We start from the raw sequence: 17,735 nt of genomic DNA, 5'->3' as shown, positions 1-17,735 counted from the left end.
CCCTGCCAATTGCTTCGAATGCCGTTGATTCAAAGGCTCAACGGATCGCGCGAAGCGATTCAAATCAGGCCTTGATTCCGAGACGTTCAAGGTCTGCCTGAAGCGTCTTTGCGTCGGTGAACAGCACCGATTGCCAGCCTGCCGCCTTGGCGCCGTCGACGTTCTTCTGGCTATCATCGATGAACAGCGTGGCCGACGGTTCGAGGCCGAAGGCGGCGACGTGGTGATCGTAGATGCCGCGATCCGGCTTGATCAGGCCGATTTCGCCCGAGATGGTGACGCCGCGCGGACGATTGAGAAAATCGAAGCGTTCGCGGGCCTCGGCCAGCGTGTCGCTGGCAAAATTGGTCAGCATGGTCACGTCGTGGCCGCTCTCGATCAGACCGACCATGATGGCGACGCTATCGTCATAGGCATGTGGCACCATCTCGTGCCAATGGCGGCGGAAAGCGCGGATGTTTTCCGCGTGATCGGGATGGTCCGCGATCAGCAACGCCTCAGCCTCTTCCCAGGTCCGGCCGCGATCCTGCTCGATGTTCCAATCATGCGTGCAGACATTGTCGAAAAACCACTTTCTCTCTTCGGCATCCGGAATGAGGCGGCTGAACGGAATGTTGGGATCGTAGTGGATCAGCACGCGGCCGATGTCGAAAACGATGTGGCGTATTTCAGTCATGGGGCCTCTTTGCACTGTGTAGCGACGGCTTTTTCGTCGCGCCGGGTATCGCAGCCTCGATTGCCTTTTTCATGACAGTCGGCAGCGCCTCACCGGAAATCTCGTGGGCGAGCGACCAGAAATGCCCGTCTGGCGCATCACCTTTGATGTGAGCGTGAAAGACTTCGAGTTGGAGAGCGAAATGCGTGAAGACATGCGCAATGCGGCCCGCATGCCGCCAGTCGGCTGGAAAGGGCGCGGCCGCTTCCATGATTGCCCCATCGATGCGCGCGGTCCAGCCTGTCGTCGGCACCTCGGTCATGCCGCCGAGCAAGCCCTTCTCCGCCCGTTTGCGCAGAAGGATGGCCCCGTCGGCCCGTACGGCGACAAAGGCCGCGCCGTGCCGCTGCGGCTTGTCGGCCTTGGGCAGGCGCACCGGGAAGTGCTCGGGATCGCCTGAAACGACGGCGTCGCAGTCCTCGCGCAGCGGGCACAGCATGCAGCGTGGCCGGCGTGGCGTGCAGATGGTGGCGCCGAGATCCATCATCGCCTGGGCGAAGTCGCCAGGCCTTGTCCCGGGCACCATGCGCTCGACATGGGCGCGGATCTCGGGCTTGGCCTCGCTGAGCGGGGTAGTAATCGAAAACAGCCGGGAGATCACGCGTTCGACATTGCCGTCGACAACGGCGGCGGGGCGGTCGAAGGCAATCGCCGTGATGGCCGCCGACGTATAGGCGCCGATGCCGGGCAGTTCTCTCAACCCAGTCTCCGTGTCGGGAAACCGGCCGCCACGCGCGGCCACAAGATCGGCACAGGCCTTGAGATTGCGGGCGCGGGAATAGTAGCCGAGCCCGGCCCAGGCCTTCATCACGTCCTCGGTGGGCGCCGCGGCCAGTGCCTCGACATCGGGCCATTTCTCGACGAAAACCCTGAAATAAGCCTTCACCGCCTCGACGGTGGTCTGCTGCAGCATGACCTCGGAGAGCCAGATGCGGTAGGGATCAGGCCGCACGCCGCGCGCATGCTCAATTGGTGTGATGCGCCACGGCAACTCACGGTGATGCACATCGTACCAGCTGAGCAGGCGGGATGCGACATCGTCGCTGACACCGGGTGTGGTCTTGCCACTATCCCCGGATGCGGCTTTGCCACTATCCCCGGATGCGGTCTTGCGGGTCTGGTCTGCTGATGCCATTGATCTTGTATTGGCCTGGCCGGTATCTGCTGGGTCGTCGCTGGAGGATGTACATGGCAGGGAGAACGCCCTACGGCAATCCCGTCCCGGTCAGCGATCTCGCGACCAGGATCCTCGATCCGGTGCTGCGCAAGCGGGCCGGCATTTCGATCGGCCTCGTCCAGTCATGGGACGAGATCGCCGGCCCACGGCTGGCCAGCCACTCGCGCCCCGAAAAAATCCAGTGGCCGCGCCGTATGCATGAGGACGATCCGTTCGAGCCGGCCGTGCTGGTCATTGCCTGCGAAGGCATGGCGGCACTTCATCTGCAGCATGAGACGGGCGAGATCATCAACCGGGTCAACGCCTTCCTCGGCTTCACCGCCATCAACCGCATCAGGATCCTGCAGAAGCCGGTGACAGCCGACAAAGGAAGGCGCAAACCGGCCCTGAGACCGCTGACGGCGGCTGAGAAGACGAAATTGTCGGGAACTGTCGGCCTGGTCGATAATGATGAACTGCGCGCCTCGCTGGAGAAACTTGGCGCGACCATTATTGGGGAGAGAAAATCATAGACGTCTCGAAGAAAGTCATGGATTCGTCGTCTATATCTCGCATTCGTGATCGCCCTTGTCAGGTTTCGCGATTGGATTGGGGATCGAGATGCCTTAATTCGCGCCAACTCTCGCCTTTTCGTGCCTTTGCATTGCAAAATCCAACCCTTGTCAGGTGATTCGTATGAACCGTCCCCCGTTCGGCCAAAGCTTGTCTCGCAGAAACCTCCTGTCTTCGCTGGCCGCCATTCCGGCGGTCGCCCTGCTCGCCGCCTGCAGCGACTCCAGCGAGGAGGCGAAGGCCGCGGATGTGAAGCCTGCGGCCCCGGCCGCCCCCGCGAAGCCGGCCACGCCGGCCGCTGCTACCGCGCCGGAGGCCCAGGGCAGCGTGGATGTGGCGGAACTGATGAAACCGGGTGCGCTGCCCGACAAGCAGCTTGGCAAGGACGACGCCAAGGTCACCATCGTCGAATACGCCTCGATGACCTGCCCACACTGCGCGCATTTCGCCGAGACCACCTTTCCGGATCTGAAGACCAAGTATATCGACACCGGCAAGGTCCGCTACATCCTGCGCGAATTCCCGTTCGATCCGAGCGCCGAAGCCGGTTTTATGCTGGCGCGCTGCGCCAAGGATAACTATTACCCTATGGTCGACGTCCTGTTCAGGCAGCAGGCGAACTGGGTCGGCGTCCAGAATACCAAGGATGCGCTGCTGCAAATCTCGAAGCTCGCCGGTTTTACACAGGAGTCCTTCGAGGCCTGCTTGACGGATCAGAAACTTCTGGACGATGTGAGATCGGTCCAAAAGCGCGGCGCCAATGAATTCAAGGTCGACTCGACACCGACCTTCTTCATCAACGGTAAGACCTACAAGGGGGCGATGTCGATTGAGGAAATGTCGGCCATCATCGACCCTCTGCTCTGACGTCCAGTCAGCCCTGAGGCGGCGGCGCTTCGGCGTGTGCGGCTTCTTGTCGTGCCGCGAATTCCTTTCGCAAAACCACGGAAATCCGCTTAGTGGGCGGCGCGAATGAAGTTTTCGCGCCTTCGCCTCCTCGGTTTCAAGTCCTTCGTCGAGCCCGGCGAGTTCGTCATCGAACGCGGCCTGACCGGCATTGTCGGACCGAATGGCTGCGGCAAGTCGAACCTGGTCGAGGCGCTGCGCTGGGTGATGGGCGAAAGCTCCTACAAGAACATGCGCGCGTCCGGCATGGACGACGTCATCTTTTCCGGCTCGGGCACTCGGCCCGCCCGCAACACCGCCGAAGTCACGCTTTTCCTCGACAACAGTGACCGCTCGGCGCCCGCTGCCTTCAACGATGCCGACGAACTGCAGGTGTCGCGCCGCATCGAGCGCGAGGCCGGCTCGCTTTACCGTATCAACGGCAAGGAGGCCCGCGCCAAGGACGTGCAGCTTCTGTTCGCCGACCAGTCGACCGGTGCGCGTTCGCCGTCGATGGTCGGCCAGGGCCGCATCGGCGAACTGATCCAGGCCAAGCCGCAGGCACGCCGCGCCCTGCTCGAAGAGGCGGCAGGCATTTCCGGCCTGCACACCCGCCGCCACGAGGCAGAACTGCGGCTGAAGGCGGCCGAGCAGAACCTCGAACGACTGGATGACGTCGTCGGCGAGCTGGAAAGCCAGATCGAAAGCCTGAAGCGCCAGGCGCGCCAGGCGTCCCGCTTCAAGAACCTGTCGGCCGATATCCGCAAGGCAGAAGCGACGCTCTTGCATTTGCGCTGGACACTGGCCAAGACTCAGGAAGGCGAGGCACGTTCGGCGCTGGCGGTTGCCACGGCACTGGTCGGCGACCGCGCCGCGGCCCAGATGGCCGCCGCCAGGGAGCAAGGCATAGGCGCCCATCGGCTGCCGGACCTGCGCGACGCGGAAGCCGCCGCCGCCGCTGCCTTCCAGCGCCTCTCGATCGCCAAATCGCAGATCGAGGAGGAAGCCGGCCGCATCCGCGCTCGCCAGAGCGAACTCGAACGCCGGCTGCAGCAGCTCGACGGCGACATCGTGCGTGAAGAGCGCATGGTCCGCGACAACGCGGACATTCTCGAGCGCCTGCGCACGGAAGAGGCGGCACTCAATTCCGAAAATGCCGGTGCCGCCGAACGCGAGGCCACCACCCGCGCAGCGTTCGAGCAGGCTGCATCGACGCTTTCACAAAGCGAAGCCAAACTTGCCGCGCTGACTGCCGAGCGGGCCGAGGCTGCCGCCTCGCGCAACCAGATCGAACGGACGCTGCGCGACACCGCCGAACGCCGCGACCGCTTCGCGCGTCAGCTTGCCGATGTCGACCGGGAATTGTCGGAGATACTCTCCAAGGTCGCCGGCCTGCCCGATCCCGCCGAGAAGCGCGTGCTGGTCGAACAGGCCATGGCGCTGCTGGAGGAGGCCGAGGCTGCCGTGTCCGAGGCCGAACAGTCGGTCATCGATGCCCGCGCTACCGAAAGCGCTGCCCGGCCACCGCTTCAGGATGCCAGGGCCGAGCTGGCACGGATCGAAACCGAAGCGCGCACGCTGGCAAAAATCCTGAATGCAGCCAGCGGCGATCTCTTCCCGGCCGTGCTGGAACAAATCAGCGTCGATCGTGGTTTCGAGACGGCGCTGGGTGCGGCCCTTGGCGAAGACCTCGACGTGCCGCTCGACCGCAGCGCGCCGGTGCATTGGGGCGAAAGCGCGATCCAGCCCGGCGACGCGGCTCTGCCGGAAGGCGTCAAAAGCCTGGCCAGCGTGGTTCATGCGCCGGCACAGCTCGCCCGCCGCCTGGCGCAGATCGGTATCGTCGATGCCGCCGGCGACGGCCGCCGGTTGCAACCGCTGCTTGCTCCCGGCCAGCGGCTGGTCAGCCGTGAAGGCGCGCTCTGGCGTTGGGATGGCTTTACCGCCAGCGCCGATGCGCCGACCGCCGCAGCACAACGGCTGGCGCAGAAGAACCGGCTGGCTGAGCTAGATGCCGAGGCGATACAGGCGACGCTCGTCCTGCGCCATGCCGAGGAGGCGCTGGCGCAAGCCGAACAGACGCTTCGCCTGGCAAGCGAGGCCGAGCGCAACGCACGCCAGGCCGGTCGTGACGCCCAGCATCGGCTGGACGCTGCCCGCAATGCGTTGGCCGAGGCCGAGAGGGCCGGCGGCGAATTGCAGAGCCGGCGCGCCGCGCTGGATGAAGCGCGCGCTCGCATCGTCGACAGCCATGAGGAGATTTCGGCCGCCTTCGCCGAGGCGGAAATGCTGCTGCAGGACGCGCCCGATCTTGGCGATCTGCAATTGCAGCTCGAACAGTCCTCGGCCAATGTCGCCCGCGACCGCGCCGCGCTTGCCGATGCGCGCGCGGTGCATGAGGGGCTGCGGCGCGAAGCCGAGGCGCGCGCGCGCCGGCTCGATGCCATTGGCGCCGAGCGCAGCAACTGGCTGGAGCGGGCCGAAAACGCCTCGACGCAGATCGCATCGCTTGGCGAACGCAAGGCCGAGGCCGAAGCCGAACGAGAGCGGCTGGCCGATGCTCCCGATGAAATCGACGCCAAGCGGCGTGCCTTGCTGTCGCAGCTCACCGAGGCCGAGAGCTTGCGCAAGGCGGCGGCCGACCGTCTGCAGGAAGCGGAGAACCGGCAATCCGAACTGGACAAGGCCGCCACCGGCGCCATCCAGTTCCTGGCCGAGGCGCGCGAGACCCGCGTTCGCGCCGAAGAGAGGCTGACCGCGGCCGACGAACGCCGGCTGGAGGTCGAGGCGCGCATCCAGGAGACGCTGAACACACCACCGCATCTGGTTATTCGCCATACCGGTCTTGAGGCTGACAGCCCGATCCCTGAGATGGCCGAGATCGAGCGTCAGCTCGACCGGCTGAAGATCGAGCGCGAACGGCTCGGCGCTGTCAACCTGCGCGCCGAGGAAGAGCAGAAGGAGCTTTCCGACCGGCTGGAGGCGATCGTGTCGGAGCGCGAGGACATCATCGAGGCGATCCGCAAGCTCAGGCAGGCGATCCAGAGCCTCAACCGGGAAGGCCGTGAGCGGCTGTTGGCCGCCTTCGACGTCGTCAACGGCCATTTCCAGCGGCTGTTCTCGCATCTGTTCGGCGGCGGTACGGCGGAATTGCAGCTGATCGAGTCCGACGATCCGCTCGAGGCCGGCCTCGAAATCCTTGCCCGCCCGCCCGGCAAGAAACCGCAGACCATGACGCTGCTGTCGGGTGGCGAGCAGGCGCTGACGGCGATGTCGCTGATCTTCGCGGTGTTCCTGACCAACCCGGCGCCGATCTGCGTGCTCGACGAAGTCGACGCGCCGCTCGACGACCACAATGTCGAGCGCTTCTGCAACCTGATGGACGAAATGGCCGCCACCACCGAGACGCGCTTCGTCATCATCACCCACAACCCGATCACCATGGCGCGCATGAACCGGTTGTTCGGCGTGACCATGGCCGAACAGGGCGTCAGCCAACTGGTGTCGGTTGACCTGCAGGCGGCCGAAGCGATGCGCGAGGCTAGCTGACCCAGGTCGCGCTGCCTGGGAATGGGCCGCTCCGGAGCAATTCAGGAAAAGTGTGCAAGCGGTTTTCGCCCGGCAAGAAATGTCAGGGCCGCGGACTATGCCTGTGCGAATGATGCCTGGCCGAGGACCAGACGAAATAGAGTGATCCCAGTTTCAGCACAGGCACCCTGCGATCCCGCTCGCGATCACGCAGTTCGCGGTAGGTCTTCACCTTCAGTGTGCCCCCCGGCAATCTGATTCGCAAAGCCATGATGCATAGAGCTTACGTGCCTTCTCCAGTCGATGGAAGGTTCATTTCAAGCTTCTCGTCAGTATTCGAGCTCTTGGAGGGTCGATCAGGAATTGTACTGGGCCACCAGATGACGAAATATTTGCCCAACTGCCAGACCGGGACCTTGCCCTTGTGCTCGCGCCGCCGCAACTCATGACGTTGCTTGACCTTCAACACACCGCCCGGAAGCCTGATCTTGATCGTCATCGTCCCTCAATACTGATGGCGCGCTTCCTGGGTGCCGCGCCCGAAGCTTCATCTGTCTGGCCAAGCTAGAAATCGCCCACTCTCGGATCGGATCGTTGCAATCCGATTTCGCTGAGTCAATGGAGCCGAGCGCGAACTCCTATGGCTATCGGCGCCGTGCACATAAGGCTTGAGAACAGGCTCAACCTCTGCGCCGCAAGATCCAGTTCACACAGATCACGGCCACGAGGCCACATGCGATGCCGGCGCAATCGGCAACCCAGTCGAACACATCCAGATCGCGCCGTATCAGCGCAGTGCCCTGGAGAACCTCGATCCCCGCTCCAACCATGGCAAGGAAGACGATTAGTCTTGCTTTTCGATCGGGCCAGCCGAGCCCTCCAAGGAAAGTCATGACGGCAAAGGCGCTGGCGTGGTTCAGCTTGTCGGACCGGAAACCGATATCGATCCCGTACTCCTCGAGCCGGGGTATAGGCAGCAGTGCAAGGACAAGAACCGCGACAAGCGTGCCGAAAAAAGCGATCCGTTCGGCGGCTGGATAAAATCTCATTCTGCTCCAATCTTTGCCTGGCCGCCGGGAAGGTCGAATCCGGCTCGGGATCTGCGCCGGGCTCCTGCAGGGCGACCGGTGCATGGGGCAGGGCGGTGCCGCCGCGCCACGATCGCATTGGATATTTCGAAAAGCAACGGAACCATCCTGATGGTCACGAGGAGGAGCCCCGGCAAGAGCACTCACCTGACCCGATAATGCCGTCGCAAGCCACATCTTGCTCGCGTTGCCCCTCCAGAGCACGAATTTTCCCGGTTTTCGGGAAGGTCGTTGCCCGGGAAAGCGGGTTTCGTTTCCCCCAGTCAAAAGTAAGCTCCAGCCATGAACCGGAGCTTGATGATGACAGAGGCGGAAACCAGAATGTTTCACACGCTTGATGCGCCGGCCGGTCCGGTGCGGCGGCCCGGAATCCCGGATGACCTGACAAGGCAGGGCATGTGTGGGCGCATCTGCGCATCGTGCCCGATGCGAAGCCCGCACTGCTCCTCTACCGTTCTTGATGGCGGCGCATCGGCGCAACTTTCCCGGTGAGCAGGCGAAGGGCGGCGGCGGAAAATGCGCCGCCCCGTCGGAGGGGTTGTCCGCGATCAGGCGGCGAGCCAAGCTCGTGTGAAATCCTGCTCATAGGCCTGATGCATCTGGTAGCCCATCAAGGCAGGCTTCATATGGCAGAACAGCTTTCGCCAGTAGGGCTGAACGATGATGCCGGAATCCTGCAGCATGACCTGCAGTTCCTTCATCACCGCACGGCGCTGCTCCGGATCGGCGATGGCGTTGGCCTTGTGGACCTTGGCATCGAAATCTGGGTCGGCGAACCCTGTCTCGTTCCATGCCGAACCGGTCTGATAGGCAAGCGCATAGGTCTGGATGCCGAGCGGTCGGGCGTTCCAATTGGTCGTCGCGAAGGGATACTTCGTCCAGTCGTTCCAGAACGCCGATTCCGGGATGACGGTGCGTTTCACCTTGAAGCCGGCGTCGCGCATCTGCTGGGCGACGGCATCCGAGCTTTCCTTGCGGTAATCGGCTTCGACCGAGATCAGATCGAACTCGAAATCGAGTTGACCGGCTTCCTCGAGCAATGCCCTGGCCCGGGCCGGATCACGTTTGATCGGCGGCAGGTCGGCGTGTTCGGGATGCATCGGTCCGACATGGTCGTTCTGCGCGACGATGCCCATGCCGTCGGCACCCAGTTGCAGCACTGCTTCGTTGTCGACCGCAAGCTGTATGGCGTTGCGCACGCGCTTGTCGTCATAGGGTTTGGCGTTGACGTTGCAGCGCGAGACCAGGGTGGCGGCAGTGACGATCTCGCTTTTCTTCAGGCCCAGCCTGTCGAGCATGGCGACGTCATAGGACTGCGTCTGGCCGTTCAGGTCGATCTCACCGGATTCGAAGGCGGAGACGGTGGCGGCCGAGTCGGTGCCGTAGTCGGTCCAGTCGATGCCGTCGAGGAACACCTCGCCGCCCCACCACGATCCGTCCGGCCGCTTGCGCACCGAGGCAGCAACGCCGACATCGAGTTTTTTAAGCTCGAACGGACCCGTGGAAACGGGGTTGGCCGACAGTGGCGCTGCCTTCGGATTGAACGTGTGGTGGACGATCAATGCCGGGTAGTCGGTCATCGCCGGGATGATGGTGATGTCGGGCTGCGACAGTTTCAGGACTACGGTGTGGTCGTCGCGAACCTCGATGGCACCAGCGCGCGCCACCTTGGTGTCGGGATCGATCAGGGCGGTCATGCGCCCCGCCATCGAGTTGCCGGCGGCATCCTTCTCGCACCAGCGCGTGACGTTGAAGGCGACATCCGTGGCGGTGAAATCGTCGCCGTTCGACCATTTCACCCCCGGGCGCACCTTGAGCACATATTCCGTGGCGTCCGCATTGATCTCCCAGCTCTGCAGCAGCACCGGCTCGAAGGTGAAATCCGGCTTCCAGCGCACCAGCGGTTCGAGAAACTGCATGGCGATGTTGCCCATCTGCGAAACCTTGAACTTGCGCGGGTCTTCCAGCTCCATCACCTGCATGGCAACACGCAGCACGCCGCCCTTCCTGGGTTGGGCGGCTTCCTCGGCCCGCGCCGGGACCGGCTGACCGATGAGCCCATAGGCAATCGCCGTGCTGGCGCCGAAGGCGCTGGCCAGCGCCAGGAACTCGCGGCGGCCAAGCGCGCCGCTCTTCGCGCCTTTCGCAAATGTGCCGATCGCCGGATGAAGAGGTCTGGATGTCATATCGGTTCTCCCATTGTTGATTTTACGCCCAAATTCGGTGGAATGCCCTTGCCGCGTCGTTGCTGGGCGCTGTTTCCTACAAGACGCAGCCGATGGCGGCGGGGCCGCGGCGGTGAGGGGAAGGCAAGATGAATCTTCTGACGGCGATGCGGGTGTTCGATCGGGTCTGCCTGCTGGGCAGCCTGTCGGCGGCGGCGCGCGATCTCAACATGTCGACGACGGCCGTCAGCCGCACCATCAAGGAACTGGAAGACGACCTCGGCGTCCGACTCATCAATCGCACCACAAGGCGCCTCAGCCTCACCGAGGCGGGCCGCGACTATGCTCCGCGTGCCCGCAGCCTGCTCGACGACATTTCCGAACTGCAGGATTCGACGCGCGGCCTGCACAAGGAGACGCGCGGCCTGATCCGGGTTTCCTGCTCCAATGTTCTGGGCCACACACGCATAACCAAGCTGGTGCCGAAATTCCTCGAAGAGAACCCGCTCACCACGATCGAGTTCGACCTCACCGCGCGTTATGTCGTCGGCATTGTCGAGGAAGGCTACGATGTCGCCATCCGCTTCGGCGGTCAGGCGGATTCCGCCTTGATTGCCCGCCGGCTTGGTGAGGTCCGCAACTATGTCTGCGCCACGCCCGATTATTGGGACGCAAACGGCCGCCCGGTCCACCCGGATGAGCTGGCAAGCCATTCCTGCGTGCTGAGCAATTTCGCCAAGCGCCTCGGCACATGGCCTTTCATCGGACCAGACGGCCCTTTCGATGCGGCTGTCGGCGGGCGCATCTCGACCAACAGCGTCGAGGCCGCCTACCAGATGACCACCGCCGGTTTCGGCATCGGTAACCTGCCTAGCCTGCTGGTCGACGCTGCGATCAGGGACGGCCGGCTGGAAGTGCAGCTGGATGAGTTTCGCCCCTGCTCCAGCCCGATCTACGCGCTCTATCCGCACCGCACCTATATTGCGGCCAAGGTGCGCGCGTTCGTCGATTTCCTGATCCGCGAACTGTCGGCCGACTTCAGCGCCTGAAATGCTGCCCAATTGCCGGCCAACGCCGTCAGGGGCCTGGCGCGAACGCCAGGCCCCTGCTGCCCCCGTCGCCCGACGCGGCAGCGTCATTTCCACCAGGCGGTGGTGTCGTACATCGGTCCCGGCTCCTCGAAGAGCTTTTCGTATTTGCACAGTGCCGGCGTCTTGCCGAGCGGCACCGAAACACCGTCCCTGAACGCCCATTCGCCGCGTTGCGTCGTATCGGCCCGCACATAGCTGGACAGCGCAAAGGCGCGGTCGTGCTGCGACTTGTTGGGCGAGGAGCCGTGCACGGTGAGCAGCCCCCATAAAGCAAGGTCGCCCGGTTCCAGCACCAGCGGAACGATGGTCGCCGGGTCGATGCCGACCTTGCGCAACTCTTCTTCGGCGGTCAGGCCCTTCATCAGCTCGCCGGTTCCCTCGTCCGACAGGCCGAGATAGCCGAGCTTGTGGCTGCGGGGCACAACCTGAAGGCAGCCATTGTCAAGCGTCGCCCGATCGACCGCGAGGCCCGTTGTCACGGTGGCGTCGGCGACATTGTCGAAAGCGGCCTGGTTACGGAAGCGCAGATCCTGGTGGAAGCGATAACCCGTGACATTGGCGCCGGGCGGCTTCCAGTGCAGCTGTTGGGCGATCTGCCTTATGTCGCGGCCGATCAGGCCCTCGAGCAGCTTCAGATAGTCGGGACTGCGACGGAACTGCTCGAAATAGGAATTGATCCAGGAAAACCAGTAAGCCTGCAGCACATAGCGTTGGCCAAAGTCCGATTCAGGCAGGATCTGGAAATTCAGATTGCCGTGCCGGAAGGTGGCGTGATGCTTGAGGCCTTCGGCGTAGACCGCATCGGTTTCCTTCTTCAGCCGGATCATCTCGTCGCCATCGACGAATTGTCGAACGACCGCGTATCCTTCCTCGCGGTACTGCTCCACCGCTTCGCGTGCCTGCTTGTCCGTCAGCATGTCCGTGACAACCCCTGTCTGTGATCTGTGTCGATCGTAACGAAGGGGTTGCCGGCGATAAGCCGTGGATTTTGGCATCGACTTTCCCGATTATCGGGAAATTGAGCGGGGCGTCAAAGGTGCATCGGCCGCAACCGGCTGGTACGATAGCGGACCCTAGAAATAGGTTCGCGGCGCGACAAGGTTTTTCTGCTGGCGAACATAAAAACAATAGAAGCCGAACGCCGCGGCAAGCCACATGAAGGCCTCGCCCATGGCCAGCCGATTGTTGGAATTGGTAAGGATGCTTAGGGCGAAGAAGACCAGCGTGGAGATGTAGCAGGACCATGCGGCCGGAGCGACAAGCTTGGCTCGCACGGCCAGCAGAACCTGCCTGGCCGACCAGATGTAGAGAAAGGCAAAGAACGCCAGCCCGACCACACCATAGCGCACGGCAATCTCCAGATAGCCATTGTGGAAGACGTTCAAGATCATGGGATGATAGGTTCTGTTCTCCCACTCGGTCAGCCAGCTGGAGCTGGCTCCGAAGATCGGGTGGCGTTTCCAGATATCGATCGCATCCGCCCACAGCATCAACCTTTCCTTGGCTGCAAGCGGCACCGCATCGCTCGCGATAGCGCGGTCGAAGGCGGGGAGGACGCCATGCCTGAACACGTCCGGAACCAAGGTTTTGACGAAGGCCATGGTATCGCCGGCGGTGGACGAGAAGATGTTGTGTGTTGCGACGATGCCGGCCGCCACGATCGCCAGCACGCCACCCGAAACCAACAGTTCGCGGCGATGGCCTCTCGCCAGGGTCATCACCGTCAACAAGAGAAGGGCAAGCGCAAGCGCAAGCCACACGCCCTTTGACCGCATCTCGATGATATTGACGAGGGCAAGCAGCAGGACGGCTGTCGACAGCGCCCAATGCAGGTTCTTGGTTGCTTTCCCGAGGTCCGTTCTCTGGGCCGTGTAAGCCATGAATTGCAGCGTGCAGAGGAAGATGAAACCGGCCGCCACCGACGCGTGGATGGGATTATTGAAAAGCCACGGGGCCGGTTGGATGTCCTGAAACATGCCCGAACAGGCAGTGTCCGCCGCCAGGAAGACAAGACTGAGGATCATGAACCCGAGCACGAGCCGTGCGGGCTGCCTGACAAACAGCAGAAACGCGAAGCCGGTCGTCGCGTAGAACAGCGGAAACATGTAAATGCCTTCGGCGCCACCCAACTGGTGGGTGCCGAAATAGACGATCGCCAGTCGGATGAAGACGTAGAGCGACCATCCCAGACACAGGAAGCCGACCCAACCGATCAGCGGTTTGCTGTAGGTCCACAAATCCACCCTGAACCAGCGGATGACCGCGACCAGGGCCAGCGCCAGGCCCGCATAGCGGTAGGTGTCGGCCTCGCGCCACACCGCGGAAACCAAAGCGAGAACGGCGAGTGCCGCAAGCAACAGAAGCAAGGTGTGGCGCGGCGCGTTGTCCTTGGCATAGTCCAGGGTAGCTCGCGGCAAAGGGGGCGGCAGCAGGACGTGATGCAGGCGGCGCAGCTCGTCGCTGGCCCGCAACACCCCGGCACGTAGCCGGCTTGGCCCGCCCAGCCTTGCGGATTTGTAGCTTCCCGAGGGACCGGCTATGCCGGAGATCTCGCTGCTGGCGGCGAAGCCAAGCACGTTTTGGCGGGCCGAATAGACCTTCAGGCCGGTATCCCAAAAACGTTCGAGCGCGACGTCCCATGGCATTTTCATGACGGCGAGCGCCGACAACAGACCCTGCGCGCCCTCCCGCGTCACCAGATAGGCGGCGGCCGAGCCTTGCGGGCCATGCAACGCACGACCGATCTCGTCGCCTTCCGCCGTTTCGACGGCGCGCATGAAGAAGCTGATGCGATGGTTGGTCAGCTTGATGACGTCGAAATCCGGCACCGCCGCGATGATGGCCTCGATGCGCCGCATGGTGTTTTCGCTGAAGAGGACGTCGTCCTCGACGATCAGGCCATAGGCGCTGCCACCGGCCAGAAACGTTTCCAGCGCCTGGATATGGCTGCGGTAACAGGCATATTCGCCGGAAAGGATGTCGCGCCCGCTCAGCTTGCGCGCGGCTGGCAGATCGATCTCCGTCCAGTCTTTTTCAGCAAGCGCCCGACCGTCGACGGCGGTAATGCGCTGCAAGGTCAGGCCTGCCGCTTCGGCGCTGGCGAGCAATTCGCTCCAGCGCTGGGTCTCGCGATCGAGGTTGATGGCGAAGATAGAAAGGTTCATTGAAATTCCATGTTGAGCCGCCACCCACCCGGCCGACCTATGTATGGAAAGAAGGAGATGTTCAAGGCGACACTGTCCAGATCACGCAAGTGGGTGACCCGATTTTGCCGCGACGGCGTTGGCTCATCTGAATTTATGACACAATCGAACTGTGATCCGATCGGCTTCATGGAAGATCGCAAAGGTACTCTCTGGTCCTATGTGTCCGGAACGGACCTGAGCGGGATGGCTGGGGCGCCAGGATTCGAACCTGGGAATGTCGGTACCAAAAACCGATGCCTTACCACTTGGCGACGCCCCAATTGCCGTCAGAGTCGCTTGTGCGGCGCGTTATTAGCAGAGCAGCCAAAAAGCACAATGCCCATGAAGGGTGGTGAGAACGCCTGTTTGGGGGAGCAAAAGCAACGCCGCCAGATGGCACGAGTTGGCTATTCGGACCACACCGCCATCTCGTTGCCGGCCGGATCGGCAAAGTGGAAACGGCGGCCGCCAGGAAACGCGAAGATCGGCTTGACGACCGTGCCGCCGGCGTTTTCGACAGCGTCGAGGGTCGCCTCCAGATCCCTGCTGTAGAGCACCGGCAGCGGCTTTGATGGCGCTTCGGCGGCGTCGGCCTGAAACCCCCCGTCCAAGCCTTCGGCAAAGGCCGAATAGGTTGGCCCATAGTCAGTGAACGACCAGGCAAAGGCGGCACTGTAGAAGCCCTTCAGCCGGTCCAGCGTCCCGCCCGTAGCCGGCATTTCCAGGTAGTCGAGTTTTCCGGACAGTTTCATAGTCACCTCTTTGTTCACTCTATGTTCTACTCCAGAATCCCCGACATAGCAAGTCTTTTTGCCGCATCCTAGCGTCGGTGCGACGGCGGCCTCGTCATAACTTGCTTCTGTCGAACTCACGCCTTTCAGGCAGGAACAGCTTCGGATTGCTGCAAAACGTTCCTTGGCCAATGAAGAGCGGCCCAGAACCGTACCTGCATGCCTTGCCAGTATGGCTGGCTAAAGGGGCAGATGGTGATCGTCTTTCAACCGGACTGGAAGTTGCGACACGGTGGCAACGTTCAGTTCCTTCGCGTCAAGCGCATCGCAGGAATTGCGCACGGGTTGCTCGCTGCTTCAAGGCAGCACCTCGCGCACGATGGACGTGCTGTTTCCAAAGCCGTTTTAGGAAACCTGAGTGATACTCCTTGGCGGCATCAGGCCGGAATCAGCCAGTCACGCCGCTCCAGCCGGGGGTTTGATTGCCCCTCGCTGTTTCTTCGATCGCGCGCTTCAGCCGCGCTTGAGCAGCGTCCAGACGGCCGGCACCAGGCTTGCCGCGAGAGCCACCTTGATCAGGTCGCCGACGATGAACGGCACGACGCCGAACTGCCACGACTTTTCCGGACCGATGAGCAGCGCCAGCCATGCGAAACCCATCGCCATCATGACGACCTCGGCAACCAGCATGGCGTTAAAAAGCTTGATCGGATGGCGGTCCCAGCCGCGATCCGCCGCCCAGCCGACAATTGCCGCCATGACCACGAAGCCGGCGAGATAGCCGCCGGTCGAGCCGAGCATGTAAGCAATGCCCAGACCTTTTTCAGGCGTGCTCTGGAAGACGGGGAAGCCCATGGCGCCCTCCGCCATGTAGAGCAACAGGGTGGCGACGCCGAGACGCATGCCGAAGGCGGCGGCGATCAGCAGCACGGCCAGCGTCTGCATCGAAATGTCGACCGGCCCGAGCATCACCTTGGTCTTGGCCGACAGTGTCAGCACAAGCGTCCCGGCGATGGCCAGGAAAAGCTGCGTTGCCAGCCGCGCCGCGCCATTTTGCGGCAGAGCCAGAGAAACAAGCGGACGCATCGTAGTTGCAATTGCCATGGTATTTCCCCAATCCGATTGCCGCACTCCGATGTTCGCGGCCTCACATCCTCCTATATTGGCTTGCGTGTTATGCGGCAATCGGTTTTGCCGTTTCCCGAAACAAGGCACCGATGCATCCGCCATGGCACTGAAATTCGATACCGGCTTCGACCCGCTCTATGGCCAGGGGGTGAACGTCGCCCCCGATGTCCAGCGCATCACGGCCCGCAATCCAAGCCCTTTCACCTTTCACGGCACCAACAGCTACATAATTGGCCGCGATACGCTGGCGGTGATCGATCCGGGGCCAGATGACGAGGCGCATCTACGAACCCTGCTCGAGGTGATCGCAGGCCGGCCGGTCAGTCATATCTTCGTCAGCCATACGCATCGCGACCACTCCCCGCTGGCTGCCCGGCTGAAAGAGCGCACCGGCGCCATCGTGCTGGCCGAGGGGCCGCACCGGCCGGCAAGAGCCCTGCATATCGGCGAGACCAATGCGCTCGACGCCAGTGCCGACATGGCTTTCGTTCCCGACATCGCCCTTTCCGACGGCGAGGTGGTCGATGGCGACGGCTGGTCGATCCGGACGGTTCTGACCCCGGGCCACACCGCCAATCATGCGGCGTTCGCACTGGAAGGAACCGGCATTCTGTTTTCGGCCGATCATGTCATGGCCTGGGCAACCTCCATCGTCGCCCCGCCGGACGGGGCGATGGCCGACTACATGGCCTCACTGGATCGCTTGATCGAACGTGGGGACCGCTTGCTGCTGCCTGGACATGGCGGGCCGGTGACGGCACCGCGCGCTTTCATGCGTGGGCTGAAGACGCACCGCAAGATGCGCGAGCGCGCTATTCTGGAGCGGGTCAGAGAGGGCGACCGGACGATCTTGGACATGGTCAAGGCGATCTACAGGGACACCGATCCGCGGCTGCATGGCGCCGCCGGATTGTCGGTGCTTGCCCATCTCGAGGATCTGACGGCGCGCGGCCTGGTTGTGACCGATGCCGCACCGGCCATCGACGGCATCTTCACGCCGGCTGGATAGGCCACCTGGACCGCTGCCAGGTGCCGACGCCTTATTCGGCCGGCGCGGCGCCAACCTGACCGGCGACTTCCTGGTCGAGCTCCGCCAGGAATTCGGTGATGCGCGCGGCATTGTCGCCAAGGTCGTAGCGGCCGTATCGCGAAGCTGACCGCATGTCGACGATGACCGTATCGCCATCGTCCGTCACGCGGATCGCCACATCGGCGGGAAGGCCGATCACGAAGCCCTTGGCGACGGCGGTGATGGTCACCTCGCTTTGCCCGGCGAGATCGGGATAGGGTTCCGACAGCTCCCAGTCGCGCCGGTCGAGTACGGTTTCGACGGCATTGACGACAGTCTCGAACGGCAGGTCGTAGCTGCGTGCGCTGACCAGCGGATAGCTGTCGGTCTGCAGCCGCTGTTCACCAGGCGTCGATGGGGAGAGCACGTTCATATCCTTCGTGCGGTCGCTCACGTCGAGCGCCGGCGGTTCGTCGAAATC

The 17,735-nt window shown here is 62.9% G+C and carries 15 protein-coding genes and 1 tRNA gene; 5 read left to right on the top strand and 11 right to left on the bottom strand.

Annotation, left to right across the window (positions count from 1 at the left end; genetic code table 11):
• Positions 1–64 precede the first annotated feature (64 nt).
• Both EN943_RS07020 and mutY read right to left on the bottom strand, forming a co-directional pair.
• Positions 65–676 (bottom strand): HAD family phosphatase, encoded by a 612-nt coding sequence (locus EN943_RS07020; RefSeq protein ID WP_127412050.1) that lies wholly within the window; start codon positions 674–676, stop codon positions 65–67.
• Positions 669–1,850: an A/G-specific adenine glycosylase gene (mutY, locus tag EN943_RS07015; RefSeq protein WP_127412049.1), complete on the bottom strand. Its 1,182-nt coding sequence runs from the start codon at positions 1,848–1,850 to the stop codon at positions 669–671. The genes EN943_RS07020 and mutY overlap by 8 nt, the downstream gene beginning before the upstream one ends.
• Before the next feature lie 53 nt (positions 1,851–1,903).
• On the opposite strand from mutY, the gene EN943_RS07010 reads away from it, so the two are divergent.
• From EN943_RS07010 to smc, 3 genes are all read left to right on the top strand, one after another.
• Positions 1,904–2,404: a DUF721 domain-containing protein gene (locus tag EN943_RS07010; RefSeq protein WP_127412048.1), complete on the top strand. Its 501-nt coding sequence runs from the start codon at positions 1,904–1,906 to the stop codon at positions 2,402–2,404.
• 163 nt (positions 2,405–2,567) lie between these two features.
• Positions 2,568–3,311, top strand: coding sequence for a DsbA family protein (locus EN943_RS07005; protein WP_127412047.1), 744 nt, complete (start codon positions 2,568–2,570; stop codon positions 3,309–3,311).
• A 105-nt stretch (positions 3,312–3,416) separates the two neighbouring features.
• Positions 3,417–6,878, top strand: a complete 3,462-nt coding sequence (gene smc, locus EN943_RS07000) for a chromosome segregation protein SMC (RefSeq protein WP_127412046.1) — start codon at positions 3,417–3,419, stop codon at positions 6,876–6,878.
• 262 nt (positions 6,879–7,140) lie between these two features.
• On the opposite strand, the gene EN943_RS06995 is transcribed toward smc, so the two are convergent.
• The 3 genes from EN943_RS06995 to EN943_RS06985 form a co-directional block, all read right to left on the bottom strand.
• Positions 7,141–7,356: a hypothetical protein gene (locus EN943_RS06995; protein ID WP_127412045.1), complete on the bottom strand. Its 216-nt coding sequence runs from the start codon at positions 7,354–7,356 to the stop codon at positions 7,141–7,143.
• A 181-nt stretch (positions 7,357–7,537) separates the two neighbouring features.
• The gene (locus EN943_RS06990; protein WP_127412044.1) at positions 7,538–7,906 is read right to left on the bottom strand and encodes a hypothetical protein; all 369 of its coding nucleotides are present in this window, start codon (positions 7,904–7,906) and stop codon (positions 7,538–7,540) included.
• 587 nt (positions 7,907–8,493) lie between these two features.
• Positions 8,494–10,131, bottom strand: a complete 1,638-nt coding sequence (locus tag EN943_RS06985; RefSeq protein WP_127412043.1) for an ABC transporter substrate-binding protein — start codon at positions 10,129–10,131, stop codon at positions 8,494–8,496.
• Positions 10,132–10,259: 128 nt separating this feature from the next.
• Here EN943_RS06985 and EN943_RS06980 point away from each other — a divergent pair, with 128 nt between their 5' ends.
• Complete coding sequence (locus tag EN943_RS06980) at positions 10,260–11,159, top strand: LysR family transcriptional regulator (protein ID WP_127412042.1); 900 nt, start codon at positions 10,260–10,262, stop codon at positions 11,157–11,159.
• A gap of 86 nt (positions 11,160–11,245) precedes the next feature.
• Here the strand turns inward: EN943_RS06980 and EN943_RS06975 are convergent, their stop codons facing one another.
• From EN943_RS06975 to EN943_RS06955, 5 genes are all read right to left on the bottom strand, one after another.
• Complete coding sequence (locus EN943_RS06975) at positions 11,246–12,118, bottom strand: phytanoyl-CoA dioxygenase family protein (protein ID WP_245475622.1); 873 nt, start codon at positions 12,116–12,118, stop codon at positions 11,246–11,248.
• Positions 12,119–12,274: 156 nt separating this feature from the next.
• A complete protein-coding gene (locus EN943_RS06970; RefSeq protein WP_127412040.1) occupies positions 12,275–14,365 on the bottom strand; it encodes an O-antigen ligase family protein in 2,091 nt (696 codons plus the stop codon).
• Positions 14,366–14,591: 226 nt separating this feature from the next.
• A tRNA-Gln gene (locus tag EN943_RS06965) sits at positions 14,592–14,666 on the bottom strand.
• Positions 14,667–14,793: 127 nt separating this feature from the next.
• Positions 14,794–15,138, bottom strand: coding sequence for a VOC family protein (locus EN943_RS06960; protein WP_127412039.1), 345 nt, complete (start codon positions 15,136–15,138; stop codon positions 14,794–14,796).
• A gap of 492 nt (positions 15,139–15,630) precedes the next feature.
• A complete protein-coding gene (locus EN943_RS06955) occupies positions 15,631–16,221 on the bottom strand; it encodes a biotin transporter BioY (protein ID WP_127412038.1) in 591 nt (196 codons plus the stop codon).
• Between the two features lie 124 nt (positions 16,222–16,345).
• On the opposite strand from EN943_RS06955, the gene EN943_RS06950 reads away from it, so the two are divergent.
• A complete protein-coding gene (locus EN943_RS06950) occupies positions 16,346–17,254 on the top strand; it encodes an MBL fold metallo-hydrolase (RefSeq protein ID WP_127412037.1) in 909 nt (302 codons plus the stop codon).
• Between the two features lie 31 nt (positions 17,255–17,285).
• Here EN943_RS06950 and EN943_RS06945 read toward each other — a convergent pair.
• Positions 17,286–17,735, bottom strand: a 450-nt coding sequence (locus EN943_RS06945) for a DUF1499 domain-containing protein (RefSeq protein ID WP_164778105.1), incomplete at its 5' end; no start/stop codon positions are given.

Origin of the sequence: Mesorhizobium sp. M7A.F.Ca.US.006.01.1.1, from assembly GCF_003997935.1 — a bacterium.
Taxonomy (GTDB): Bacteria; Pseudomonadota; Alphaproteobacteria; order Rhizobiales; family Rhizobiaceae; genus Mesorhizobium.
Note: the sequence above shows the minus strand (reverse complement) of the source record. Positions and strands in the feature narration are given on the sequence as shown.